At 65.9% G+C, this 22,428-nt stretch carries 23 protein-coding genes and 1 pseudogene; 9 read left to right on the plus strand and 15 right to left on the minus strand.

Annotated elements, in window-relative coordinates:
- Positions 1-18 precede the first annotated feature (18 nt).
- Positions 19-774 carry a Crp/Fnr family transcriptional regulator gene (locus tag P0Y52_08620; GenBank protein ID WEK56615.1) on the plus strand — a complete coding sequence of 252 codons (756 nt, stop codon included), beginning with the start codon at positions 19-21 and terminating at the stop codon, positions 772-774.
- A 68-nt stretch (positions 775-842) separates the two neighbouring features.
- On the plus strand, positions 843-1,031 hold the full coding sequence (locus tag P0Y52_08625) for a hypothetical protein (GenBank protein ID WEK56616.1): 189 nt from the start codon (positions 843-845) through the stop codon (positions 1,029-1,031).
- Between the two features lie 380 nt (positions 1,032-1,411).
- On the opposite strand, the gene P0Y52_08630 is transcribed toward P0Y52_08625, so the two are convergent.
- Complete coding sequence (locus P0Y52_08630) at positions 1,412-2,683, minus strand: FAD-dependent oxidoreductase (protein WEK56617.1); 1,272 nt, start codon at positions 2,681-2,683, stop codon at positions 1,412-1,414.
- 185 nt (positions 2,684-2,868) lie between these two features.
- On the opposite strand from P0Y52_08630, the gene P0Y52_08635 reads away from it, so the two are divergent.
- Positions 2,869-3,375, plus strand: coding sequence for a hypothetical protein (locus P0Y52_08635; protein WEK56618.1), 507 nt, complete (start codon positions 2,869-2,871; stop codon positions 3,373-3,375).
- Here P0Y52_08635 and P0Y52_08640 read toward each other — a convergent pair.
- Positions 3,372-4,031, minus strand: coding sequence for a Crp/Fnr family transcriptional regulator (locus P0Y52_08640; GenBank protein WEK56619.1), 660 nt, complete (start codon positions 4,029-4,031; stop codon positions 3,372-3,374). The genes P0Y52_08635 and P0Y52_08640 overlap by 4 nt on opposite strands.
- Before the next feature lie 554 nt (positions 4,032-4,585).
- Here P0Y52_08640 and P0Y52_08645 point away from each other — a divergent pair.
- The gene (locus P0Y52_08645; protein ID WEK56620.1) at positions 4,586-5,365 is read left to right on the plus strand and encodes a Crp/Fnr family transcriptional regulator; all 780 of its coding nucleotides are present in this window, start codon (positions 4,586-4,588) and stop codon (positions 5,363-5,365) included.
- 345 nt (positions 5,366-5,710) lie between these two features.
- On the opposite strand, the gene P0Y52_08650 is transcribed toward P0Y52_08645, so the two are convergent.
- The 9 genes from P0Y52_08650 to P0Y52_08690 form a co-directional block, all read right to left on the minus strand.
- Positions 5,711-6,355 carry a hypothetical protein gene (locus P0Y52_08650; GenBank protein ID WEK56621.1) on the minus strand — a complete coding sequence of 215 codons (645 nt, stop codon included), beginning with the start codon at positions 6,353-6,355 and terminating at the stop codon, positions 5,711-5,713.
- 35 nt (positions 6,356-6,390) lie between these two features.
- A complete protein-coding gene (locus P0Y52_08655) occupies positions 6,391-6,738 on the minus strand; it encodes a hypothetical protein (GenBank protein ID WEK56622.1) in 348 nt (115 codons plus the stop codon).
- Positions 6,739-6,934: 196 nt separating this feature from the next.
- Entirely contained in the window at positions 6,935-7,129 is a 195-nt protein-coding gene (locus P0Y52_08660; GenBank protein WEK56623.1) for a hypothetical protein, read from the minus strand.
- A gap of 259 nt (positions 7,130-7,388) precedes the next feature.
- A complete protein-coding gene (locus P0Y52_08665; GenBank protein ID WEK56624.1) occupies positions 7,389-7,604 on the minus strand; it encodes a hypothetical protein in 216 nt (71 codons plus the stop codon).
- 325 nt (positions 7,605-7,929) lie between these two features.
- Positions 7,930-8,193: a DksA/TraR family C4-type zinc finger protein gene (locus tag P0Y52_08670; protein ID WEK56625.1), complete on the minus strand. Its 264-nt coding sequence runs from the start codon at positions 8,191-8,193 to the stop codon at positions 7,930-7,932.
- Positions 8,194-9,025: 832 nt separating this feature from the next.
- The gene (locus P0Y52_08675) at positions 9,026-9,325 is read right to left on the minus strand and encodes a hypothetical protein (protein ID WEK56626.1); all 300 of its coding nucleotides are present in this window, start codon (positions 9,323-9,325) and stop codon (positions 9,026-9,028) included.
- Positions 9,322-11,868, minus strand: coding sequence for a cbb3-type cytochrome c oxidase subunit I (locus P0Y52_08680; protein ID WEK56627.1), 2,547 nt, complete (start codon positions 11,866-11,868; stop codon positions 9,322-9,324). Before P0Y52_08680 ends, P0Y52_08675 begins: the two co-directional genes overlap by 4 nt.
- Positions 11,865-12,815: a cytochrome c oxidase subunit II gene (coxB, locus tag P0Y52_08685; GenBank protein ID WEK56628.1), complete on the minus strand. Its 951-nt coding sequence runs from the start codon at positions 12,813-12,815 to the stop codon at positions 11,865-11,867. Before coxB ends, P0Y52_08680 begins: the two co-directional genes overlap by 4 nt.
- On the minus strand, positions 12,805-13,167 hold the full coding sequence (locus tag P0Y52_08690) for a c-type cytochrome (protein ID WEK56629.1): 363 nt from the start codon (positions 13,165-13,167) through the stop codon (positions 12,805-12,807). Before P0Y52_08690 ends, coxB begins: the two co-directional genes overlap by 11 nt.
- Positions 13,168-13,581: 414 nt before the next feature.
- On the opposite strand from P0Y52_08690, the pseudogene P0Y52_08695 reads away from it, so the two are divergent.
- A pseudogene (locus P0Y52_08695) lies at positions 13,582-13,881 on the plus strand (c-type cytochrome).
- Here P0Y52_08695 and P0Y52_08700 read toward each other — a convergent pair.
- Genes P0Y52_08700 through P0Y52_08715 form a run of 4 tightly spaced genes read right to left on the minus strand, consistent with a single transcriptional unit; the run spans position 13,874 to position 17,124 of the window.
- Positions 13,874-14,608, minus strand: a complete 735-nt coding sequence (locus P0Y52_08700) for a cytochrome b (protein WEK56630.1) — start codon at positions 14,606-14,608, stop codon at positions 13,874-13,876. The pseudogene P0Y52_08695 and the gene P0Y52_08700 sit on opposite strands and share 8 nt — an antisense overlap.
- Positions 14,605-15,336, minus strand: coding sequence for a cytochrome c oxidase assembly protein (locus P0Y52_08705; GenBank protein WEK56631.1), 732 nt, complete (start codon positions 15,334-15,336; stop codon positions 14,605-14,607). Before P0Y52_08705 ends, P0Y52_08700 begins: the two co-directional genes overlap by 4 nt.
- Positions 15,337-15,394: 58 nt before the next feature.
- Positions 15,395-16,702, minus strand: a complete 1,308-nt coding sequence (locus P0Y52_08710; GenBank protein WEK56632.1) for a sorbosone dehydrogenase family protein — start codon at positions 16,700-16,702, stop codon at positions 15,395-15,397.
- Positions 16,702-17,124, minus strand: coding sequence for a hypothetical protein (locus P0Y52_08715; protein ID WEK56633.1), 423 nt, complete (start codon positions 17,122-17,124; stop codon positions 16,702-16,704). Before P0Y52_08715 ends, P0Y52_08710 begins: the two co-directional genes overlap by 1 nt.
- Positions 17,125-17,359: 235 nt before the next feature.
- On the opposite strand from P0Y52_08715, the gene P0Y52_08720 reads away from it, so the two are divergent.
- The 4 genes from P0Y52_08720 to P0Y52_08735 all read left to right on the plus strand — a co-directional run bounded on the left by P0Y52_08720 (position 17,360) and on the right by P0Y52_08735 (position 22,353).
- Positions 17,360-18,139 (plus strand): hypothetical protein, encoded by a 780-nt coding sequence (locus P0Y52_08720; protein ID WEK56634.1) that lies wholly within the window; start codon positions 17,360-17,362, stop codon positions 18,137-18,139.
- Positions 18,123-18,893 (plus strand): metallophosphoesterase, encoded by a 771-nt coding sequence (locus P0Y52_08725; GenBank protein WEK56635.1) that lies wholly within the window; start codon positions 18,123-18,125, stop codon positions 18,891-18,893. Before P0Y52_08720 ends, P0Y52_08725 begins: the two co-directional genes overlap by 17 nt.
- Positions 18,894-19,306: 413 nt before the next feature.
- Positions 19,307-19,783 carry a biliverdin-producing heme oxygenase gene (locus tag P0Y52_08730; protein ID WEK56636.1) on the plus strand — a complete coding sequence of 159 codons (477 nt, stop codon included), beginning with the start codon at positions 19,307-19,309 and terminating at the stop codon, positions 19,781-19,783.
- The gene (locus tag P0Y52_08735) at positions 19,783-22,353 is read left to right on the plus strand and encodes an HWE histidine kinase domain-containing protein (GenBank protein ID WEK56637.1); all 2,571 of its coding nucleotides are present in this window, start codon (positions 19,783-19,785) and stop codon (positions 22,351-22,353) included. Before P0Y52_08730 ends, P0Y52_08735 begins: the two co-directional genes overlap by 1 nt.
- Positions 22,354-22,428 lie beyond the last annotated feature (75 nt).

The following is a 22,428-nucleotide window of genomic DNA, read 5'->3' on the forward strand; positions in this document are numbered from 1 at the left end:
TGCTGTTGGTCGAAGGCCATGAAGAATCAGTCGGATACAGGTCCTGAAGCCCGCCTCACCGCGCCCCTGGAGCGGATGCTGGCCAGCTTCGCCCCGATCGGTGTGGAGGGGACTGCACTGATCCGCAGCAATTTCACAGGCGCGCCCCAGCAGCAGCCCTCCGGCGCCGCCATTCCCATGGACCCCGAGCGCAACCAGGCCCGGCTGGTGACGAGCGGCTGGATCGCGCGCGGCGCCATGCTGAACGACGGACGACGTCAGATCGTCAGCCTCAGCCTGCCCGGCGACGTCATCGTGGCCTCGGGATCGGTGGACGCCGATCTCCAGGTCTGGGCCCTGACCGAGATCGTTACCGTGGACGCCACCGCCTTCTGGACCACCCTTTCCGAATCCAGCGTCCAGGCCTCCCCGCTGAATGAAGCCTGGCGGCGCTGCCGGACAGCCGAACGCCTACGCATGGCGCGCCAGGTCGTCCGGCTCGGGCGGCTCAACGCCTACGAACGCACGGCCCACCTGCTGCTCGAACTGCACGAGCGTCAGGTCCGCCTCGGGTCCGCGCGTGGCGGCGCCCTCCATCTGCCCCTGACGCAGGACGTGCTCGCCGACATCCTCGGCCTGAGCGCCGTTCACATGAACCGCACCCTCCAGCAGCTTCGACGCAATGTTCTCGTCGACTACAGGGCGGGACGCACCGTGCTTCAGGATCTGCCCGGCCTGGTTCAGGCGGCCAACCTCAGCGCCGTCTGCGGACCGCTCATTCCCACAGCCTTCTGAGGGCCTGGCGTGACCGGAACCGGTCGGACCCCGGACGGGTTGACCTCACGCCTACTCTCGAGGACGCCATGACCCGAAGCCCAGACCAGCCGCCCCGACCGGACCCGGAGGACAATACCGACCCCACGGTGACGGCGCCGGCCCGCACGGACGGACGCTCCGACGGTCTGGAGGAAAAGAAACCCATCCGGGTCTTCCGCGCCGGCCAGAATGCAGGCGGAGACACCCGTTCCACCGCCGCCTCGACGCGGACCTAGAGCGCGACTGCCGCGCAAGTCGCCTGATCGCGCAAACTCCAGATCACGACACGCTGCCAAAGGCGCCTTGGCCCAAACTGGATTCGGCCCACCTGTCCTATGACGACGTGCCATCGGTCGCAGGCGTCGCCGATCTTCCTAACCCATGTTGTTGGGCGCCCCTGCGCACAGGGTCAGGATGGCTTCATGTCGAAAGCCGGATCAACATCGATACGACCAGGCGGCCTTGTTGGCTGGCTGCTCGCTTTCGTCTTCGGTCGGACGCCCCTGATGCGTCGGTCCGGCCGGACCCGCAGCCGGGTCTCGCCCCGGCGACCGGCGCCGAGTCGGCGCGGCTGACCCGCCGAGCCCTTCCCTGGCCAACCAGCCGGGGGCTTTCTTCAGTGCAGCTTGAGGCGCCCAGAGACACGGCGGTGGAACAACCGGCTCAGGGCCAGCAGCACGGTTCTGCGCAGACCGACGACAACCCGGTGGTGCTCGAGGTGAAGAGCCATGTAGGCCCAACGCGCGAGAAGTCCCTCGATCAGGAAGTCGGGGCCGACGAGTCCGCCCATCAGCGAGCCCAGCCCATGACCCGGGCCGAGGGAGATGAGGGAGCCCTTGTCGCGGTATCGATAGGGTCCGGGATCCCCGGGCCGCGTCAGGGCTCTCGCCAGGTAGGCGGCCTCCTGGGATGCGGCCTGGGCCCTGGCCGGAACGGGGCGTCCATCAGGCCCCGGCGCCTCTGCGCAGTCGCCCATGGCGTAGACGCCGGAAGCGGAGGTGCGGAGGCGATCGTCCACGACGAACTGGTTGAGACGCCCCGTGGCCAGGCCGAAGGTCCTGTTGATCTCGGCCGCCTTCACCCCGGCGGCCCAGACAATCAGGTCGGCCGGAATCTCGCCGGCGCCGGTCTCCAGCCCGTCGGCTCGGACGCGCGTCACCCGCGCCCCGACGACGAGCCGGACGCCGCGCGCCCGCAAGGCCCGGGCCGCCTTGTCGGCGACCGTCTGGGGAAGACCGCCGAGTATGCGCGGCGCGGCCTCCGCCACCGTCACCTCCAGCGTGAAACGCTCGGTGGGGTCGAGCGCCGCCGACAGGACCCCATGTCCTTCCAGAAGCTCCGTGGCGAGTTCGACCCCCGTCGCGCCGGCCCCGACGATGGCGATCCTGAGCAGACGGCGACCGTCATAGGCGGATGACAGGAAGAGCGCGGCGAGCCGCCGGTGAAAGGCTTCCGCGTCCCCCACGTCCTCGAGCAGACAGGCGTGTTCCGCCGCGCCGGGCGTGTCGAACAGATGGCTCCCGGCGCCCGTAGCCAGAACCAGGCATTCGAAATCCAGCGACCGCGCCCCGATCAGCAGGGCGCCGTCGACGTCCCGCGTTTCAGCCAGACGAAGGCGGCGCGCGACGGGGTCGAGGCCTTCGACCTCGCCCAGCATGAACCTGAAATGATTGCGACGCGCGAGCATCAGATAGTCGAGGCCTTCCTGCCTCGAGTCCAGCGAGCCGGCCGCGACTTCATGAAGGGAGGGTTTCCACAGATGAAAGACCGCCCGGTCTATGAGGAGCACTTTCCGGGGCCCTTCGTGGGGGCCCAGCCGGCGTCCGAGAAGGGCGGCCAGCTCCAGGCCGCCTGCGCCGCCGCCCACGATCACGATCTGGTTCTGCATCCTGAATCAATTCCCGCCTCCCGCAGGGGTTGCCAAAGTTCCAGAGCGCCGCCTGCCCGCCTGGATCTATCGGGTTTCCCCAAACCCCGTCCTCCGCCAGTGACCAAAAGAGGACTCTGGGCGCCGGGGCGCGGACGATTGGCTTTCAATATCGTCCCTGGTTCCGAAAGAAGGAGGTTCTGAACATGCTTGCCGAGCTCCGCTATCTCGACAGCCGTTTCAAGGACCATCTTGAATCGGAGACGGGCGCGGACCGCCCCGCCGAACTCTGCCGGCTGTTCGCCATGGTCTCCATCATCCGCGAGGAACTGCTCTACCCCCGCTATGTCGACATCGACCGTGGGGTCGTGGACGACCTGATCTCGATCATGGACCTGATGCGGGTCATCGCCGGCGAGGTGGAGGCCGCGACTCCGGTCGAGATCCTGGCGACGCGCGCCTGGATCCGACAATGGCGACGCCTGTGGCGAGACCACGCCGCCCTGGAACAGGGGTCGAACGGACCCTTCAAGCTTCTAGGCTCTCCGCCCCGCGACAAGTATTTCGGCACAGACCTGAAGGATCGCCTGGCCGGACTGGACAGTCTTTCGGACGTGCCCGTGCCGGAACCGGTTTCCCTATGGAAATTTCGGAGCCATCGCCCTCCCTCCTCGGGTCTCGTGATCGACAACCACGAACTAGACCAGATTTAGACCGGAGCCTTTGTCAGCCTCAGATAGGTGGGGTCGAACTCCGCCTGCCTGACCAGGCCGTCCCAATCGCAGATCTCGATGGCGCGTCCTGTCCATTTGACCAGTTCCGCGCTCCGAAGCTGGGCGATGGAACGATTGACGTGGACGTCCGACAGCCCGAGGACGTCTGCGAGGACGGCCTGGCTGAGAGGAAGCTCCATCCTTCCGCTACCCGCGCGATGGACAATCTCCAGGCGACGATAGAGTTCGCACAGGAGATGGGCGAGGCGCGCCACGGCGGTCCGGCGTCCCAGGCCTGCGATCCATTGCCGGTGCACGGCGGCGTCGATCAGGGTGTCCATCCAGAGCAGCCGGGTCAGATGGGGTTCGGTCTCTGTCAGCCGGCGCAGGCCCTCATGGGGGCATCGCGCCACCGTGCAGGTGGTGAGCGCAACCACCCCGTGATCCATCGGGTTCATCATCAGACTGTGCAGATCGACGAAGTCGCCGGGCACGTTCAGTTCCGTGATCTGCCTCGAACCGTTCATCAGCACGACATATCGGGCCCCGAAGCCGTCGAGGATCAGGGTGCTGAAGCCGGGCGATGAATGCTGCCGGACGATGTCGGCTCCCGCCGGAATGACGACCGGCGGCTGAAGAAGCTCACCCAGAACCACCTTCTCCGGCTCGGATAGATCATCACGGCGCGACAGCTTCTGGATCAGGGGACTGATCAGGACGGTCTCCTCGCGTTAAGGGTCGCCGTGTTAATCCTCATGCGCCGCACGCGTTCCGTCGCCGCGCCGTCGGCGTTGGGTCAAGATATCCAACTGGGCCCGCCGGCCGCCGGCGGCACGCCACTGGCGTCCGACGAAACCTTGAACCGCAATTCCCCGTCCTCGAACCCTGGCTTCCTGAACGTCCTGCTCGCGCCCAACCGGCGTTTCACCTGTGCGATAGCCGCCTGCTCGTCGGCCAGGAGGCGCTCGGTTCTCAGCACACCGATCCCGCGTGCGCTTTAGCAAATGGTGAAAAGCATCATATCGCCTCCGGGTCCCGAAGATGAATTCAAAGCCTGGGCGCTCGTTCCCTATGCACTGAGCCGGACTTGGCGAAAAAGACGACATCGGCTGCTCGCGCATTTCAGACTTCCTCGCGCTATTCCTAACCCATGTAAGTGCGGCTTGTGCCCGGGGCGTCACTCTGCGCTCAGGAGTCCGACATGCAAACTATGATCAGCCTCACCAATACAGGTTGCGGTCTTCATCGACCGCACCTGGACCTGGTCGACCATCCTGTCTTCCAGGCGCTCCCGCGCAGCATCCAGTCGATCGCACAGGCTCGCAGCAGGCTGATGACGATCCCTGCCGGCCAACCCCTCGTGGAAACCGGCTTTCTCTCCTTTGTTCTCGCAGGCGTTCTGGGCCTCTTCCCGCACGGCGACCGCATCTGCGTCGCGACCGTCGTCGCCGGGTCGGTTCATGGATGGGACCACGCCCTTGACCCCGACGCCGACCGGCCAACGGCCAGAGCCCTGATCGACACCACCTTTTGCCGCGTGCCCGCCGACTGCGTCGTCGACGGCCTCGGCCGCGACTGGCTCAACCGTCTGGTCGCCCGGCAGTCTTCCAGACGACTGAGCGGGCTGGCCGCCGAAGCGGCCTGCAACGCCTCGCACTTGGTCCAGGAGCGGCTGGCGAAGTGGCTGGTCCGGCTCCATTGCGGGGCCAATGGCGCGCCCCTCCGGCTGACCCAGGCCGATTTCGGCGCCATGCTCGGCGTGCAGAGGACCAGCGTCAACGCCGCCGCTGGACGCCTGCAGTCCCTCGGTCTGGTCCGGTTCGGACGTGGACGGGTCCAGATCCTCGACCTGGCCGGTCTGCGCGCCGTGTCTTGCGGCTGCGGCGACAGCAGGACGCCCTCGGCGACCATGGTCGTCGGCCCGCAACCCCCTGCGGAATCTGCGAGCCTGGTCTCCAATGATGCTCATCAACGGGATACAGCCGCCTGATCAGGGTGGACCCGAGCGACCGATGCTGAGCGGCCTGCCGCCTCGTTCAGGAGGCCGCCCCGTCCTCCTCGAAGAAGATCCTGGCCCGCCAGCACGACGCCTGCCGCGACGAGCAAGCCAGCGCAAAAGCCGACAACCGCTAACCTCGAGGCGCGCCGTCTGCGACCTGGGCGGACCCTGTCTGGAAAAGAAATGACGACGCCCATGTCTTCGACCCTTGCCTAGACCAGGAACGCCGAAATCCCCACCCCAGGCGGGAAATGTCGTCTGGGCGACACTGCCGTCGCCGACAAAAGAGGGGCGTCGCTCCGGTCAGGAGAGACGCCCCGGGTTTTTTGAACCGCGTCAGCGGTAGCGCGCGCGTTCGGCTCTGATCTGTTCCGGACTATAGGGTTCACCCCGCGGATCGAACTCGGTCCAGCCCGCCTGGCGGTAGACGCCGCCTCGGGTGACAGCATCCAGGCCGCGACGATTGTCCAGAATGGTCTCGATCCGCGCGCGATCCGCATCGGACGCCTGGACGCTGACGAGCGTGCCGCCGCGCCGAACGCCCTCGGCATAGACGTGAGCGTCTTCGTCGCTGTGGCCGGCTTCCTTGAGCGCGCCGAGAAGACCGCCGGTCGCACCGCCGGCCGCCGCGCCCACCGCGGCGCCGACAGCCGTCGACGCAAGCCAACCCGCCGCAACGACCGGCCCCAGGCCCGGGATCGCCAGCATGCCCAGGCCGGCCAGAACACCGACGCCGGCGCCGAGGGCGCCACCCGCAGCCGCACCCTTGCCCGCCCCTTCGCCGACGTCGTTGACGCCGTCGCCATTCCTGTCGCCCAGGGCGGAGCCGGCATGGTCCTTGTGTTGATGACCATCATGCCATTCTTCCGCATTGTTGGAGACAATGCTGATGGTCGAATGATCAAAGCCGGCGGCCTCGAGTTCAGAGACGGCGGCCAAGGCCTCGGTGTGGTGGTCGAACAGACGCGTAACAACAGGCATGAGAGCTCCTTTGAATATCAGTTGTCGTTGAAGGGTCAGCGACCCGGAACGGCGGCGCTCACCACGCCCTTGTAGTCGACCGAGACCACGGCCTCGGCGCCGTCCTTGGTGGCGGAAGCGCTCCACAGGCCCTGGGCGTCCTGGCTCAACGGGCCGGCGATGACATAGCCCTGCTTTTCGATCGCCGAACGCGCCTGAGCCTCCGTGAAGGAGTTGGCTCCCGGTGTAAGCGTATCGCCGCCGCCCGTATCGACGGCCGGATTGCGCGGCGTTTCAGACCCCGAAACCACGGGACCTTCAACCTGCCCGCGATCGGAAGCATTGTCTCCACACGCGGTCAGCATCAGCGCCGTCGCGGCGAGAGCGGGAATTAACAGCTTCATTCAAGCGCCTTTCGTTGTGAGCGATTTCAAGCGATGCCCCCCCAAAGAGTTGCCGACTGAAATTTCCACACCTCCAACGGAACCCTCCAAAATTGCTCGGAAACGGGCTGAAATCGTCGATAAAATCCGCATTCTGAAGTTATGTCGGGTTTTGAACATTGCGCCGGACCCGCCGCTACAGCGTGGAAGACGCCGCTCAGCCGAGCGGCTTCTGGTAGATGTGACCGCCAGAAGAGCGGTCGATAATACGCGCTATCTGCTGGAGCACGACGCGCTCCCCGGTTGCAGCGCCAGAGGATCTGACCGCCTGTAGAAGAGCGTCGATCTCACCCAGTTTTCCCGGAAGCGCCGGGAGTTCGACAGTTCTGAAGGCTTGGTCGTGCATGCTCATGTGTCTGCTCCTGATGACTTCCGGAGCAACGCCGGACCGTCCGTCTCGCTCCAGGCCCCAGGGAAAAGCTCGCCTCAAGGGCCGCTTCTCTCCCCAAACGAGGCGATAAGTCCGGAACCCGACGGAGGGAGCGGCGACGGCGCACGCGACGTTGCCCTGGTGCAGATCCTTCTTGGGGAGAAGATCGGCAGACGGCCGGCTCCGTGATTGCCCCCCTTTGGCGTAACCGGCCGTCTTCTTCGCCCCTTAGGCCCAGGCTCTAATGAGCCGAAGCGCCGACCCGGCAGATTTCCCGACCTTCGTTCCGGACAATGATCTGAAGCGAGAAGGCGCCGCCTTCCCGCACAGGCTTCTCGCGCAACATCTCCGAAAGGAAGAGGATGGCCTCCCGCCAGGCCTCGGCGTCCGTGGACGCCGCGCCCTGTAGGGGCATCTCGGAGTCCACGCCGCTCAAGATGAAATCATAGGTCGCCATGAAGACTTCTACGTTCGGGGAAGTCGGGCGGGTCCCAAATGGCCGATACCGGACACAAACGTGCTGGAGAGGCCTCAGGCGCCCCAGGCATCGAACGTCGACATCGTCGTCGCGTTTCCCCGGGTTGACGGGTAGACGCCTGGCGCGACCGAAGCTCCCAAAGCCGTGCTCGCGCATCTCTTGGGTGCGCGCCGCCAACACATCCGCCTTTTCCAGGCGGCGGAGCTAGCGACGGCAGAAGCAGCCCAGGCGTTCAAGACTGATTGATAGAAGAAGGTCTACTCCCGTCCAGCAGCCTTATCTACGCAACCTCACTGCGCGGCTCCTAGCGCAGCTGACTGTCCTTACTTCCGCGCCGGTTGATGCCGACGGTCACAATCCGCGCGTCCCTGCCGGACTGGCAGGAAACACAGGTCGCAGCCCCTGGCATGGCGCGGCGACGGGCTTCGGGAATGGCGTCGCCACATTCGAGACAGGCGTCTCGCCCCGGCCCATTGGGAATACGAGCGCGTGCTGTGAGGACGCCGTCAACGACAGTGTCGTTAATCTGGTCAAGCACCGCGCCGTCCCTGGTCCAGCCTCCAGCCATGGATGATCGCCTCCGTCCTGGTGATGAGGATGGAATATGGGGAGGCGGGCTCTATTCCAAGCTTGGCTGACCCGCTTCCTCGCGCTGTCCGGAGGGTTACAGATTAGAGACATGACTGGCCCAGGGCCGCCGCTTGTCGGCCATGTCGCGAAGCTCGAAGCCTTTGGCGACGGTCGGCCAGACGCGGACAGAAAGACGCGACAGCCACCTCGTATCGGGCTCCGCGCGGCTTGAGGGCGGCGATCTGAGGATCTTCACGCACGAGATCCTCAGGCATGCGCCCTCCCAGATCACTCTGCACGCCAAATCCACATCAGGGCGGGCGCCGGGAGGCAGGCGACTGGACAGGATGCCCAGATGGCCGCAGCCAACCTCCAGGCGTTCGGGATGTCTTCCGCAGGAGGCCGCCCGAGCATGCTGAAGCGCCTCGAGATCGGCAGGACAAGATATAGATGAAGCGTCAGCGGGGCGGCGGCGCCGCCGGGCCGATAACCGACCCGGCCCCAGAGCCTGCCCCAGAGCCGGCCGCCGCCCTTTGCACCCCGTGCATCGAAACGCCCTATCTGCTCGGGCGACCGCTGCGGCGCAGGACCTGCGCACAGGTCGGGCCGACCATCGGGCGAAAGGGGTGACAGACAGCCATACCCTCGGTCGACGCCAAACCCCAGCCGCTCTGCCAGTTCCGTGCGGCCCCGGGCGGGAGGCAGGAAGCGTCATACTCGGCCGCATCAGACAGGACAGAGAGATTGCGATGAATATGGATAGGGGCCAAAAACTCAGTGTCCAGCGTGGCCTATTGTCATAAGTCCAAAGCGGCGTCCGCGGCATACGTTTAAAAAGCCAGCGGCGCTGTCTGCCAGCAGACGCCGATCACGGCGACCAGGAGACTCGTCAGGCCCACCCGCCGCTCCCATGCCTCCGGACCGGACACCTGGCGTCGCCCTCTCCAGAACCATGCCCCCATGGCGACAATGGCGAGCAGACAGCCCATGCTGAACGCCAGCCCTATCCAGCGCGCGCTTCCGGCTTCGCTGGACGACCAGACGTCGGCGGCGCTGGAAATCAGATAGACCCCGACGAAGTGCGCGGCCCAGATCAGCAGCCCGCCGGTCATCCTCAACCAGCGGGTCATGTCGCACCGCCCGGGAAGAGGCGGACCAGCAGGATCACCCCGATCGCCTGGGCTGCGGTGAAGGCCAGGAAGAGGCCGATCAGGTCCACGGTCGAAGGGCGTTCGGCGGCCAGACGACCAAACAACCGCCTCAGCACGACATAGAGCCCCATCAGGCCGCCGACAGCCGCGAAGGTCCCGGCCCATCCGAGCAGGGCGTAGACCGACGCCCCCTGGCTGGAAACCTCCGGCCGCAATCCGGTCGCCCACCACGCCCTCCCCTCCAGGATCGTCGCCGCGATCGCCGCGGCGGAGGCCAGCGCCAGCAAGCCGGCTGCGACCGTAACCGCTCCCTCTCGCGCCGTTCGCACGGCCCGCGGCGCTGCGCCGGCGCAAAGCCCGGCCACGACCAGCAGGCCGACGGACGCCATGAACGAGCTGATGTCCGGGGGGGCCTGCCACAGATCCGGCCTTCGGCTCCACAGGAAGACATAGGAGAACCCTGCCAGCAGGCAGACCATGGCGCCGACGACGAGGACGATCACCATGGCCCACCATCCGTGACTGGAAGGACCTGACACATAGTTGGGCACGCGGATCGACGCCCCGATGTCAGTCGTCTTGCGGGCATGAGGCGCGTCCAGGAACCAGCACCAGCGCATGATGCAGTAGACGGCCAGCACGCCGCTGACGACGGCGGCCGCATAGGCCTGAACGGTCAGGATCAGGAAGAAGCCCGCAGTGTAGACCGCCCCGAACACGTGCCAGGCCGATGGTCTGGGGATCCGCAGCACATACTGCGGCTCGGCGTTCAGCGGACTGGTGACCAGGGTCTGGCGCTCGCCCCGGGCCGCGCCCGGCAGGAGGTAGCGGCCCGCCGCCACGTCCCTGGCCAGCCCCCTCTGGTCCCACAAGGGATAGAGGCTCTTCACCACCGGGATCGACCGCACCGAATAGAATCCGCTGGGCAGCCACTCCAGGCCCGGGCCGTCGTGGATGTTGCCGGCCTCGCGCGGACCGAAGGGCCGGAAGTTGCGGATCATGTCGATGACCCACAGCAGGACGGCCAGACCGAACATGAAGGCGCCGATGGTCGAGATGAAGTTGGGCAGATCCCAGCCTCTCCCCGGCAGGTAGGTGTAGACCCGCCTCGGCATGCCCATCAGCCCGGTCAGGTGCATGGGCATGAAGGCCAGGTTGTGCCCGGCGAACATGAGCCAGAAGATCCACTTCCCCCAGGATTCGCTCAGGGGCCGCGCGCTGGACATGGGCAGCCAATAATAGATGGCGGCGAACAGGGGGAAGACCATGCCGCCGATCAGGACGTAGTGCAGGTGGGCGACGATGAAATAGCTGTCGTGGGCCTGCCAGTCGAAGGGCACCATGGCGACCATGACCCCGGTCAGTCCGCCCATGACAAAGATGACCATCCCGCCGACCGCGAACAGGCCGGGGGTCGAAAACCGCATCTTGCCCGCTGCTATGGTCGCGATCCAGGCGAAGACCTGAACCCCGGCCGGCACGCTGACCGCCATGGAGGCCGCGCTGAAATAGTTGATGCTGATCTGGGGCATGCCCGTCGTGAACATGTGGTGGGCCCAGACGCCGAAACTGATGAAGCCCGTCGCCAGCATGGCCATGACCACCAGCGGATGTCCGACTAGAGGGGTGCGCGCCATGGCCGGGATGATGGTCGACATGGCCCCCGCCGCAGGCAGGAAGATGATGTAGACCTCAGGGTGTCCGAAGAACCAGAACAGGTGTTGCCACAGCATGGGGTCCCCCCCCTTGAGCGGGTCGAAGAAGGGCCAGCCCAGGGCGCGCTCCATCTCCAGCAACAGGGTCGCCAGGATGATGGAGGGAAAGGCGATGATGATCATGCAGGCAAAGATCAGCATGGCCCAGGCGAAGACCGGCAGCTTGTCCAGGGTCATGCCCGGCGCGCGCGTCTTCAACACTCCGACGATGATCTCGATGGCCCCCGCGATAGCCGAGATTTCGATGAAGCCGATCCCCAGCAGCCAGAAGTCAGCCTTGATCCCCGGCGAATATGTGGTGCTGGTCAGGGGCGGATACATGAACCAGCCGCCGTCGGGCGCCAGGCCGAAGAACAGCGAGCAGAAGAAGGCCAGCCCTCCGATCAGATAGGCCCAGAAGGCGTAGGCCCCCAGACGCGGAAACGGCAGGTCGCGCGCGCCCAGCATCTGCGGCAACAGCAGGACGCCTAGGGCCTCGACCGCCGGCACGGCGAACAGGAACATCATCACCGTGCCATGCATGGTGAAGATCTGGTTGTAGGTGTCCTGGGGCAGCAAGCCCGTCATCGGCAGGGCCAGCTGCGTCCGCATCAGCAGGGCCAGGACCCCCGCCAGCACGAAAAAGAGCATGGCCGCGCCGACATAATAGACGCCGATGATGTTGTTATTGGTCGCCGTGATCCATTCCCACGGCGAGCGCGGCCCGCACCAGGCCTGTTCCAGCTGCTCCAGCTCCCCCTCAGGCCGGGGCTGCGTGGTCGGGAACCGGTCGTACTTGTCGACGTCGAAGCCGGTTTCCGACGTCATTTGAGGCTTTCCAGATAGGCGGAGACATCCCGCAGCTGCTGGCCGCTCAGGACGGAATAGGAGGGCATGCGGTTGCCGGGCTTGATGCCCTGGCTGTCGGCGATCCAGCCTGCCATCGTGCCCTGGTTATTGGGCAGGATGCCGGCCCCAAGGGTCTGGCGCGATCCGACATGGGTCAGGTCCGGCCCGGCCAGACCATTGGCCTCGGTTCCCCGGATCGTGTGGCAGGCGCCGCACCCCGAAGCTGTGAACACCGCCGCGCCGGGCGATCTCGACACCGCCGCCGGAGCGGCCTGTTTGAGACGCCACGCCGCAAACTCAGCAGGCGAATGAGCCACCACAACCAGTCCCATCAGGGCGTGGGGCCCGCCGCAGTATTCCGCGCACTGGCCGGCATAGATGCCCGGTTCGTCGGCCTGCAGGCGCATGAAGTTGCGCCGCCCGGGGATCATGTCGGTCTTGCCGCCCAGACGCGGGATCCAGACGCTGTGGATCACATCCGCGCTTTCAAGCTCCAGCACCACCGGACGACCGGCGGGAATGTGGACCTCATTAGCGTCCTGAACGATCTCCCTTCCCTGATCATCCAGATAGGCCACCCGCCACCACCACATCTCGCCGGTGACGCGGACCCGCATCTCGCCCGGACGCGGCGCGTCGGCCACGCGCGCCGTCACGCTCAGGCCGTAGATCAACAGGCCGGTCAGCACGACGACGGGAAAGGCCAGCCCCCCGATCCAAACCAGCTTCTCGCCCCCGACGCGGCGCTTCCACCGACGCGGGCCGAACAGGGCGACGCCGAGCGCGACCAGCACCAGGGTCAGCACCATGGCGCCCATGACGAACAGGACCCAGGCGACCGTCGTCACCGGCCCGGCGAAGGGGCCGGCCGGGTCCAGCACAGGCGGCGGCCAGCCGCTCAGCATGGCGGGCGTCTCAATCGTCATCGAGCATATAGAGATAGGCCGCCACGTCGCGGGCTTCGGCGTCGGCCAGGGGCATGAGCGGCATTCCCGTGTCGGGCAGCAGGGCCGGCGCGTTCTGCACAAAGGCCGCCATCACCGCCGGCTGATTGGGCAACCGTCCTGCGATCATCGGTCGCGCCGCCACACCCGCAAGATCGCCGCCGGTTCGCCCCTGCGGCCAGCGCACCCCGGGGATGGCGTGGCAGGCCGCGCATCCATGACGCTCGATCAGCCTCAGCCCTTCGGCGGCGTCCGCCTGGGCCAGCGGGCGCGGCGCATTCGCCTTGTCGGCGCAAGCTGTCAAGGCGGCGCACAGCCCCATCGACAGTAGCAAGGTCCCTATGGTCCGCATCGTCCGTACATGTTCGCATCCCGCCCCTCTCCAGCTTCACCAGAACCCAATCCTTCGCAGCCTGAGCGGTTCCCGCCTGGAACCGGGACCATAAGGCGGTGTTGGGACAAGGTGCGCGCCCTCCCTCCCCTCACTCTTCTCGGCCTCATTCTCGCCAGCGCCGGCCTTGTCGCGTGCGACGCCACGCCCGGCGAGACCGACCGCGCCTTCTCCGCATCTGGCCAGGTCGTCGCCATGGGCGGCGGCGCCGGCGGAGCGGCGAACGCCTGCTTTACCTGTCATGGACTGCAGGGTCAGGGCGATGGCGTCTCGACGCCGCGACTGGCGGGGCTGGATGCGGGCTATCTGCAGAAACAGATGGAGGACTACGCCAGCGGCCTGCGGCCCGACGACGTGATGAGCCGCATCGCCAAGGGTCTCGAGGCCGACAGCCGTCGCGCGGTGGCGGCCTGGTACGCCGGTCTGCCCGCAGACGACAAGGCGCGGCCTGCGCCCCCCGCCTCGCCCCCGCCCATCTGGATCTCCGGAGACGCAAGCCGCGGGATCACCGCCTGCTCCGCCTGCCACGGCGCCGCTGGCCAGGGCGCGGGCGAAGGCCAGCCGATCGTGGCCGGCCAGCCCGCCGCCTATACGCTGGAGCAGATCGACCGCTGGAAGTCGGGCAAGCGCCGCAACGATCCACGCGGCGTCATGGCCGCCGCCGTCCAGAGGCTGACGGACGCAGAAGCGCGCGCCATAGCTCGGTGGCTGTCCGACCAACCCGCTTCTCCAGCGCCCGCCAGCGCCGCTGCCAGCGCGTCCGTTTCGGCCGCAGCTGCGGCGCGACCGGCAGCATCGCGTGAAACACGTCGTCCCGATCGATCAGATGGTGCTTGAGCGCCGCACCGGCGTGGATCGGGATCATCAGCAGCAAGGCCGCCACCATGGCCCAGTGCATCCATTCCGCGCCGGCCTCGATCGCCCATAGCCGGGTGTTGGAGACATCCTGCATCGGCAGCAGGGGCCAGGGGATAACCCCAGCCGCCGCGAGCGGCGTGTCTCGCGCGGTGGCGGAGATCATGGCCCAGCCCGACAGGGGGAGCCCGAACAGGCAGATGTAGAAGACATAGTGGGTGACGTGCGCCGCTATGCTCTCCCAACCCGGCTTGTCCGCATCATTGATCAGATTGGGTGCGACCAGCCGCCACGACAGCCGGCCGATGACCAGCAACAGCATCAGCAGACCGATGGCGAAATGGACCTCATAGGCCGCCGCCTTGGCGCCGCCGACCGGCAGCCGCCCCATCCACCAACCCCACCCGATCTGGAAGAAAACCAGGCCCGCCATGGTCCAGTGAAAGACGATGGCGACCGGCGAATAGCGGCCTTCATCATGGTGCCCCGCCGCCCATTCCAGCGCCTGTGCGATCAGCCGGTCAATCATGCCGGACGCGCCGCCTCCCCGCCGCTGAACAGGCCGCTGATCCGCCATAGGGCGACCAGGAGATAGGCCGCCGCCGCCGGGGCCCACATGATCAGGCCCGCCGCCTGCTGATCCTCCAGCGGCGTCATGCCCCAGGCCAGTGTGGTGGCGAAGTGAGGCGCATAGAGCGGCTGACCCGCAAACACGATCAGGGCGCCGAGCAGGCCCATCAGCAGCATGGCCGCCAGCAGCCCCGCCACAGCCGCTGCGGCGTTCGACGCGCGCACCGCCGCCCAGAACCAGACCGCGCTGCCCAGAATGGTCAGCTGCATGATCCAATAGATCAGGTCGTTCGACAGGGCCGCAGCATAGAGATCAGGCGCGTGCCAGGCCCAGAAGATGACGGCCTGCACAGCCGTGGCCAAGGCCAGTCGCGGCGCCATCAGCCTGGGCAGCCACAGGGCCAGCAGGGGCGCCGCAGCAAGCAGGAGCAAGAGGTGATTCAGCGTGCGCGCCGTGAACAGGGCTGAACTCAGAGCGCACAGCGGCGAGATGAAGACGACAACCAGCACCCCGGCCGCGCCCAGCGAGGAGGACGACCCGGGGCGGCTTTTCAACGCCAGAAATACCCCGCACGCGACGAGAAGTCCCAAGACCATCAGAAGAACGGGATCGCCGTTCCAACGTCCCAGAACATCCGCAGGGTCGGGCGCGGGTCCGCAGTAGGGCGTCCAGGGCGTGGAGGTCATGGTCGGCTAACGACCCGGAACGGCGACGGTTCAATCATGCCTCGTGACCGTGACGCCTTCAACGCGAGGGAGCGATCCGCCAGACCGTATTGGACAGGTCGTCAGCGACCAGAAGAATCCTTTTCGTCGGATCAAAGGCCACGCCGACCGGACGTCCGCGAGCCTCTCCGTCCTTGAGGAAGCCCGTGGCGAAATCGACCGGCTGACCGACGGGACGCCCGCCGCTGAACGGCACCCAAGCCACCTTGTAGCCGGATGGGTCTTCGCGGTTCCAGCTGCCGTGCATGCCGATGAAAGCGCCGTCGGCGTACGGGCCGCCAAAGCCGCCACTGCGCGCGAAATCGAGACCGAGCGCCGCGACGTGCGAGCCCAGGGCGTAGTCGGGTTTGACGGCCCTGGCGACCATGTCCGGCTTCTGCGGTCTCACGCGCGGATCGATGTTCTGGCCCCAGTAGCTGTAGGGCCAGCCATAGAAGGCGCCGTCGCGCACCTGGGTCAGGTAGTCAGGCACCAGTTGCGGTCCCAGTTCGTCGCGCTCGTTGACCACGGACCACAGGAGACCGGTCGTGGGCTCGATCGCCAGGGCCGTCGGGTTGCGAATGCCGGTGGCGATGGTGCGACGCGCGCCGGTTGCGCGGTCGATTTCCCAGACCACGGCCCTCTCCTCCTCCACCGCCAGTCCCCGTTCGCCGATATTGGAGTTGGAGCCGATGCCGACATAAAACTTGGTCCCGTCCGCACTGACAGTCAGGGACTTGGTCCAGTGGTGGTTGATGCGCGACGGCAGGGCCGTCACACGCTCGGCCGGCGTCGCGATGCCGGTCTGCCCGGGCTGGAAGGCGAAACGGGTCAGGGCGCCCTGTTCGGCGACGTAGAGGTAGCCCTCGACATAGGCCAGACCATAGGGCGCATCCAGATTCTCGACCAGAACGGCGCGCAGTTCGGGAACGCCGTCGTTGTCGGCGTCGCGCAGCAGGGTGATGCGGTCGCCCCCTTTGATCTTGGTGTTGCCCTGCTTTTTAATAAAACCGGCGATCACGTCCTTGGGACGCAGGCGCGGTGCGTGGCCGCCACGCCCTTCGGCGATCAGCACATCGCCGTTCGGCAGGACCAGCATCTGGCGTGGAATTTTCAAATCGGTTGCGAAGGCGCTGACGGTAAAGCCCTGCGGCACGGTCGGCGTCTCGCCGTTCCAGCCGGCGGGCGGGCTGATCTTCATCGCCGGAACCAAGGTCTCGTTTATTCTTGGCAGGTCGGGGGCGCCGCCCGTCTGGTTGAGCTTGGGATCGCTGGCGTTACCGCAGGAGGCCACGGCGAAAGCCATTGCAAGGGTCGCGGCGCTGGCGGCGAGCAGGTTCTTGTCCATCAGATTGTCTCCCCGGCTGAATAGGCGATCCAGCCGGCGATCATGACCAGCAATGTGCACAGGAGGGACAGGGTCAGGCCAAAGGCGCCGACCGAACTCCAGGCGTCCTGACTGTGCTTGAAGGCGTTCACCAGCCCCAGCACCCAGGCCAGGGCGAGCGCAACAAGATGAATCAGGCCGAGGCGCGACCGACCCCGCCGCGCGCCGACGACATAATCGATGATGGAGAAGACGCCTGCGATACCGCCGAACACCAGCGCCCCGGTGATGAGCCAGGCCGAGAAGTTCGTCCACTGAATCTCCGCCGTCTTCAGATAGGCGATGTCGGTGAACAGGGCGAAGGTGAAGAGGCTGATCGGAAACGCCAGCAATATGCGATGTAGGGGTCGAACCACCCCGCCGGACCGGTCATCGATGGTCATGTCGCCCTCTCCCTAAAGCCTGGCTTTGGCTAACTGCTTGGCCGCGAGAAGGTTCAACGGCATAGCCGAATGGTTACAGGCCATCTCATTCAACCGGCGGCCTGTTGAGCTCATGGCTCGAGCCTTACGGCTTCTGCGGCATATTCATGGTCCTGGCCCTTCCGCCGACGTTTCTGACGCGGAACCCTCGCCTTGGCGGCTCCGTTTCCCTGACCTTGTTCAGGAACCCCGCTGCATGTCCGACACCGTCGCCGAGCCCGCATTTGAACCTCCGCCCGAGGCCATGGCCTTCTACGAGGAGAGCCTTCGGCTTCTGAAGGAATCCGGCGTGCCCTTCCTGCTCTCCGGCACCTATGCGGTGACGGCCTACACCGGCATCCGCCGTCCAACCAAGGACCTGGACGTCTTCTGCAAGCCCGGGGATTACCCTCGCATTCTCGCCTACTTCCAGGCACGCGGATACCGGACGGATGTCGAGGACGAGCGCTGGATCGCCAAGGTCTGGAAGGACGACAAGCATTTCTTCGACGTCATCTTCGCCATGTCGAACGGCACCATCGCGGTGTCGGACAGCTGGTTTGGCGAGGACCGGATCACGGTCTACGGCCATGAGGTCATGATCACGTCGCCGACAGCCCTGATCCTGTCCAAGGTCTTCATCCAGGATCGGTATCGCTACGACGGCGCCGACGTGAACCACGTCATCCTCAAGCAGTCCGACGCCATAGACTGGAAGTCCATGCTGGATCAGATGGACCTCTATTGGGAGGTCCTCATGGCTCACCTCCTGAACTTCCGCTTCGCCTATCCCACAGAGCGCGGCCGTGTGCCGGCATGGCTGATGACCGAGCTCCTGGAACGGCTTCAGGCCCAGGTCGATCTGCCGGCGCCGCGCGTCAGGGTCTGTCGCGGCCGTCTGTTCAGCCCTCGCGACTATATCGCCGACATCAGCGAATGGGGCTTCGGCGACGTTGTCGGCAAGGGCCTGGAGGAACGCCATGACCCCGTCGCCTGACATCCAGACGCCTCAACCCGGCATGGAGGCTGGACCAGGAAGGAAGCTGCGTATCGCCGCCGTCGGGGACCTGCACGTCGGCGAGACTTCGCATCGCCTCTACCGCGATCTTTTCGACCGCGTCCACGAAGACGCAGATGTCTTGTGCCTGTGCGGCGACCTGGTCAACTTCGGCAAGACAGGCGAGGTCGAGAACCTGCTCGAAGACCTGCGGGCCTGCCGCATCCCCATGGTCGGGGTTCTCGGCAATCATGAGCATGAATGCGGCCAGCCCGACGAAGTCGCCCGACTGATGTCCGAGGCGGGCGTCCGAATGCTGACCGGAGAGTCCTATGAGATCGGGGGCGTCGGTTTCGCCGGCGGCAAGGGCTTTGTCGGCGGCTTCGGTCGTTACATGCTCAGTTCGTTCGGAGAGGCTTCGATCAAGCAGTTCGTCCAGGAGGCGGTCGAGGACGCCAACCTCATCGAGAATTCCATCCGCACCCTTCGCACTGAACGCAGCGTGGTGCTGCTGCACTACGCGCCTATCGTAGACACGGTGATCGGCGAGCCGCCGGAGATTCACCCCTTCCTCGGCTCCTCTCGCCTGGGGGAGGTCGTGGATCGCTACGAGAACGTCAAACTTGTGGTCCACGGGCATGCTCACCGCGGCGCGCCTGAAGGCCGCACGGCACGAGGCGTCCCCGTCTACAATGTCGCCTTGCCTGTTCTGCGAACCTTGGGTGAACTCCCATACCGCGTATTCGAGGTTTGACAATTAGGTCTTGGGCGGGGGCGGCCTCCCGCTCGGCAGCTATGTTCTCGCTCGCTTCATGACCTGCCTTTGCCACTTCGCACTGCGTCAAGGCGGACGGTAGGGGCCGCACAAGCCACCCTCAAATCGGCATTTCAGGTTGTTTCAACCGCGTCCAATTTCCGCGCCCATGCGCTTTGATCCATCGATCTACGCATGGCCGATCCTAACCTAGGTCAATGCGTTACGGCCAGGCTGCGGTCATGTGTTTGACAAAGCTCCAGACGCTTAAGCAATAGGCGTCCGCGTCGCGTACCCTCGCCCAAGCCAAGGAACCTGTCCTGCCCCATCTCTCTGGACCGGCCGCCGCGATTAGCGCGCGCTTCAGGCTAAAGGCGGCCACCTCCGTCGCTCATGAGCGCCTGGACGCCTTTATGTCTGGCTATGATCTGACTCGTCACGCCGACTACGCCGCCTTTCTCCAGGCCCAGGCGAGCGCCTTCATGGGCGTCGAGGGCGCTCTGGATGGCGCCGAAGCGGGAGCTTATCTGCCGGACTGGCCCGAAAGACGTCGCTCAGCGGCGCTGCGATCCGATCTGAGCCTGATGGGCCTGGCCTTGCCCGAACCCGCCTCGGTCACGCCTTTTCGTGGAGAGGCGGAGATATTGGGCGCCATCTATGTCCTTGAAGGCTCTCGGCTTGGCGCCGCCGTTCTGATCCGGTCGGTTTCCGAAAATCTCCCGAGATCTTTCCTCTCGTCCGGGAACCCGGCCGCCTGGCGCGCATTAGCCTCTGTTCTTGATGAACGGCTAAGTTCGCCAGACCGCTTCGACAGGGCCGCAAGCGCCGCCTGTTCAGTGTTCACGGTGTTCGAAAACGCCGCACGCGCCTACCCCGGAGCCGACCGATAGTGACGACCCCCGCCGCCTCGGTCGATCTGACCAATTGCGATCGTGAACCTATTCACATCCCTGGAGCCATCCAACCGATCGGTTTCCTGCTCGCTCTGACCGCCGATTGGCAGGTGGCGCGCGCCTCCGCAAACATCGAGTATTTCCTCCATCAGTCGCCGGAGGATGTCATCGGCGCCCTGGTCCAGGACCTGTTCACCCCTACGGCGGTTCACGATCTGCGCAACCGCGTCGCCATGCTGGGCGGACGTGACGCCGTCGAACGTCTGTTCAGTTGCGTACTCGTGGACGGCGGTCCGGCTTTCGACGTCGCCGTTCATGTCTCCGCCGGAGAGATCGTCATTGAGGCCGAACCGGCGTCCGGCGAACACGGCGACGCAAGCGGCGCCGTTCGATCCATGATGTCGCGGCTGGATCAGGCGGCGGATTTTCCGGCCTTCTATAGAGAAGGCGCCCGCCAGGTTCGCGCCCTCCTCGGCTACGATCGAGTCATGGTCTACCGGTTCGCCGAGGACGGGTCCGGCGAGGTCGTGGCCGAGGCGGCGCGATCGGGCATCGGCCGGTTCATGGGGCTTCGCTATCCGGCGACCGACATCCCCGCCCAGGCGCGGGAACTCTACCGGCGCAATCTCCTGAGATTGATCACGGACGTGAACGCCGTGCCGGTGCCCGTCATTCCTTCGCGCAACGAGGCGGGCCAGCCTCTAGATCTTTCTCTTTCGACGCTGCGATCGGTTTCACCGATCCATATCGAATATCTCAAGAACATGGGCGTCGGCGCCTCGTTGTCGATTTCCATCATCGTCGACGGCAAGCTCTGGGGTCTTTTCGCCTGTCATCACTACGCCGCGAGACGCCCCACCTTCGAGCGACGGTCGGTCAGCGAGCTGTTCGCCCAGATGTTCTCCATGCGCCTGGAAAGTCGCGAGCGTAAGGAGACCGTCGAGTACGAACGTCGCGCCCGGGATATTTCCGACCAGCTGTTGGGGGCCGTGGCGTCGGACGAAACCCTGCTGAAGGATCCTGACTGGCTCGCAGACATCCTCACCCACGCCATACCGGCCGATGGTGTCGGCGTATGGCTTGGCGGCAATCACGCCTTTTCCGGCGAGACGCCCCCTCTGGAGGATTTCCGTCGCATCGTGCGCGCGCTGAACGGCACGGCCGCCGGTCGCGTGTTCGCGACCGATCACATCGGCTCGCTGGTCCCCGAAGCAGCCGCCTTCGCCTCGGCCGCGGCCGGTCTTCTGGCCATTCCGATCTCTCGCTCCCCGCGCGATTACGTCATCCTGTTTCGTCGAGAGTTAATCCATTCCGTGCGCTGGGGCGGCGACCCGCACAAGCCGGTGAGTTTTGGCCCGAACGGCCCTCGCCTGACGCCGCGCGAGAGCTTCGCCGAATGGAAAGAGCTGGTCGAGGGACGCTCTCAACCGTTCACGGCGTCAGAAATCCGGGTGGCGGAGACCCTGCGGGCGACCCTGATAGAGGTCGTCCTGCGTCTCGCCGATGAAGCCTCCGCCGAGCGCCAGCAATCGAGCGCGCGTCAGGAGCTTCTCATTGCGGAGCTCAATCACCGGGTGCGCAACATCCTGGGTCTGATACGGGGCCTGATCCGCCAGTCGGAACCCACCAGCGCCAGCATCGCCGACTTCGTCAAGGTCGTGGACGGACGCATCCACGCCCTGGCGCGCGCCCACAACCAGATCACCGACGACCACTGGGGACCCGCGCCCCTGCAGGCGCTGATCGACGCGGAAGCAGCCGCCTTCGTCGATGAGCGGGGACGCATCACGCTCCAGGGCGAACCCGTTCTCCTGAACCCCAACGCCTACTCCACCATGGCGCTGGTGCTGCATGAGCTGGTCACAAACTCCAACAAGTACGGGAGTCTTTCGACCCAGGACGGGCGGGTGGTGATCGGCTGGAGCCGCAATGCGGCGGGTGACCTGGTCATGGAGTGGCGTGAGATCGGCGGACCGCCGGTGACCCCGCCGACGCGGCAGGGCTTCGGCACCACCATCATCAGCCGCTCGGTCCCCTATGATCTCGGCGGATCGGCGGACGTCGCCTATGAGCCCGGCGGCGTGCACGCCGTCTTCCGCATCCCGGCGCGACATCTGTCGGAACCGCGGCCCACGGACGGCGGCAAGATGATCAGATACCCGCGGCCCGCCCCAGGCCACCCCCAGGCCCTCCCGGACGCGGTGCTGGCCAACCACGACATACTGTTGGTCGAGGACAGCCTCATCATCGCGCTGGACGCCGAGGATATCGCCCATAGGCTGGGGGCGGCTTCCGTCACCACCGCCGCTACGGTGGAGGGGGCGCTCGAATTCATCGAGACGACCCGTCCCACGGTCGCCATGCTGGATATCAATCTCGGCGATCGTCACAGCTATCCGATCGCCGACCGACTGGCGGAAGTCGGCGTTCCCTTCATCTTCGCGACCGGCTACGGCGAACAGGCCAATCCGCCGATCGAACACAGGGGGCGTCCGATCATTCAAAAGCCCTACACGCTGGAGAATGTGGCCAGAGCCTTCGACAGCCTCATCGGCGAAACGACTTAAAAAGCGGCCGATCGCATGGCGATCAGGGGGATTTGTGATTCAGACGGCCGCAGACAGGAACTTCCTGAACGGTCC

The sequence above is a fragment of the Candidatus Brevundimonas phytovorans genome (assembly GCA_029203145.1).
Taxonomy (GTDB): Bacteria; Pseudomonadota; Alphaproteobacteria; order Caulobacterales; family Caulobacteraceae; genus Brevundimonas; species Brevundimonas phytovorans.

Coding starts and splice junctions, on each gene's coding strand:
- coxB (WEK56628.1), bottom strand. CDS start 12,815: ATGACGATTGAGACGCCCGCCATGCTGAGCGGCTGGCCGCCGCCTGTG.
- P0Y52_08675 (WEK56626.1), bottom strand. CDS start 9,325: ATGACCCGCTGGTTGAGGATGACCGGCGGGCTGCTGATCTGGGCCGCG.
- P0Y52_08655 (WEK56622.1), bottom strand. CDS start 6,738: ATGAAGCTGTTAATTCCCGCTCTCGCCGCGACGGCGCTGATGCTGACC.
- P0Y52_08720 (WEK56634.1), top strand. CDS start 17,360: ATGTCCGACACCGTCGCCGAGCCCGCATTTGAACCTCCGCCCGAGGCC.
- P0Y52_08730 (WEK56636.1), top strand. CDS start 19,307: ATGTCTGGCTATGATCTGACTCGTCACGCCGACTACGCCGCCTTTCTC.
- P0Y52_08635 (WEK56618.1), top strand. CDS start 2,869: ATGCTTGCCGAGCTCCGCTATCTCGACAGCCGTTTCAAGGACCATCTT.
- P0Y52_08625 (WEK56616.1), top strand. CDS start 843: ATGACCCGAAGCCCAGACCAGCCGCCCCGACCGGACCCGGAGGACAAT.
- P0Y52_08660 (WEK56623.1), bottom strand. CDS start 7,129: ATGAGCATGCACGACCAAGCCTTCAGAACTGTCGAACTCCCGGCGCTT.
- P0Y52_08710 (WEK56632.1), bottom strand. CDS start 16,702: ATGGACAAGAACCTGCTCGCCGCCAGCGCCGCGACCCTTGCAATGGCT.
- P0Y52_08725 (WEK56635.1), top strand. CDS start 18,123: ATGACCCCGTCGCCTGACATCCAGACGCCTCAACCCGGCATGGAGGCT.
- P0Y52_08620 (WEK56615.1), top strand. CDS start 19: ATGAAGAATCAGTCGGATACAGGTCCTGAAGCCCGCCTCACCGCGCCC.
- P0Y52_08650 (WEK56621.1), bottom strand. CDS start 6,355: ATGCCTGTTGTTACGCGTCTGTTCGACCACCACACCGAGGCCTTGGCC.
- P0Y52_08665 (WEK56624.1), bottom strand. CDS start 7,604: ATGGCGACCTATGATTTCATCTTGAGCGGCGTGGACTCCGAGATGCCC.
- P0Y52_08630 (WEK56617.1), bottom strand. CDS start 2,683: ATGCAGAACCAGATCGTGATCGTGGGCGGCGGCGCAGGCGGCCTGGAG.
- P0Y52_08700 (WEK56630.1), bottom strand. CDS start 14,608: ATGATTGACCGGCTGATCGCACAGGCGCTGGAATGGGCGGCGGGGCAC.
- P0Y52_08645 (WEK56620.1), top strand. CDS start 4,586: ATGATCAGCCTCACCAATACAGGTTGCGGTCTTCATCGACCGCACCTG.
- P0Y52_08715 (WEK56633.1), bottom strand. CDS start 17,124: ATGACCATCGATGACCGGTCCGGCGGGGTGGTTCGACCCCTACATCGC.
- P0Y52_08680 (WEK56627.1), bottom strand. CDS start 11,868: ATGACGTCGGAAACCGGCTTCGACGTCGACAAGTACGACCGGTTCCCG.
- P0Y52_08705 (WEK56631.1), bottom strand. CDS start 15,336: ATGACCTCCACGCCCTGGACGCCCTACTGCGGACCCGCGCCCGACCCT.
- P0Y52_08670 (WEK56625.1), bottom strand. CDS start 8,193: ATGGCTGGAGGCTGGACCAGGGACGGCGCGGTGCTTGACCAGATTAAC.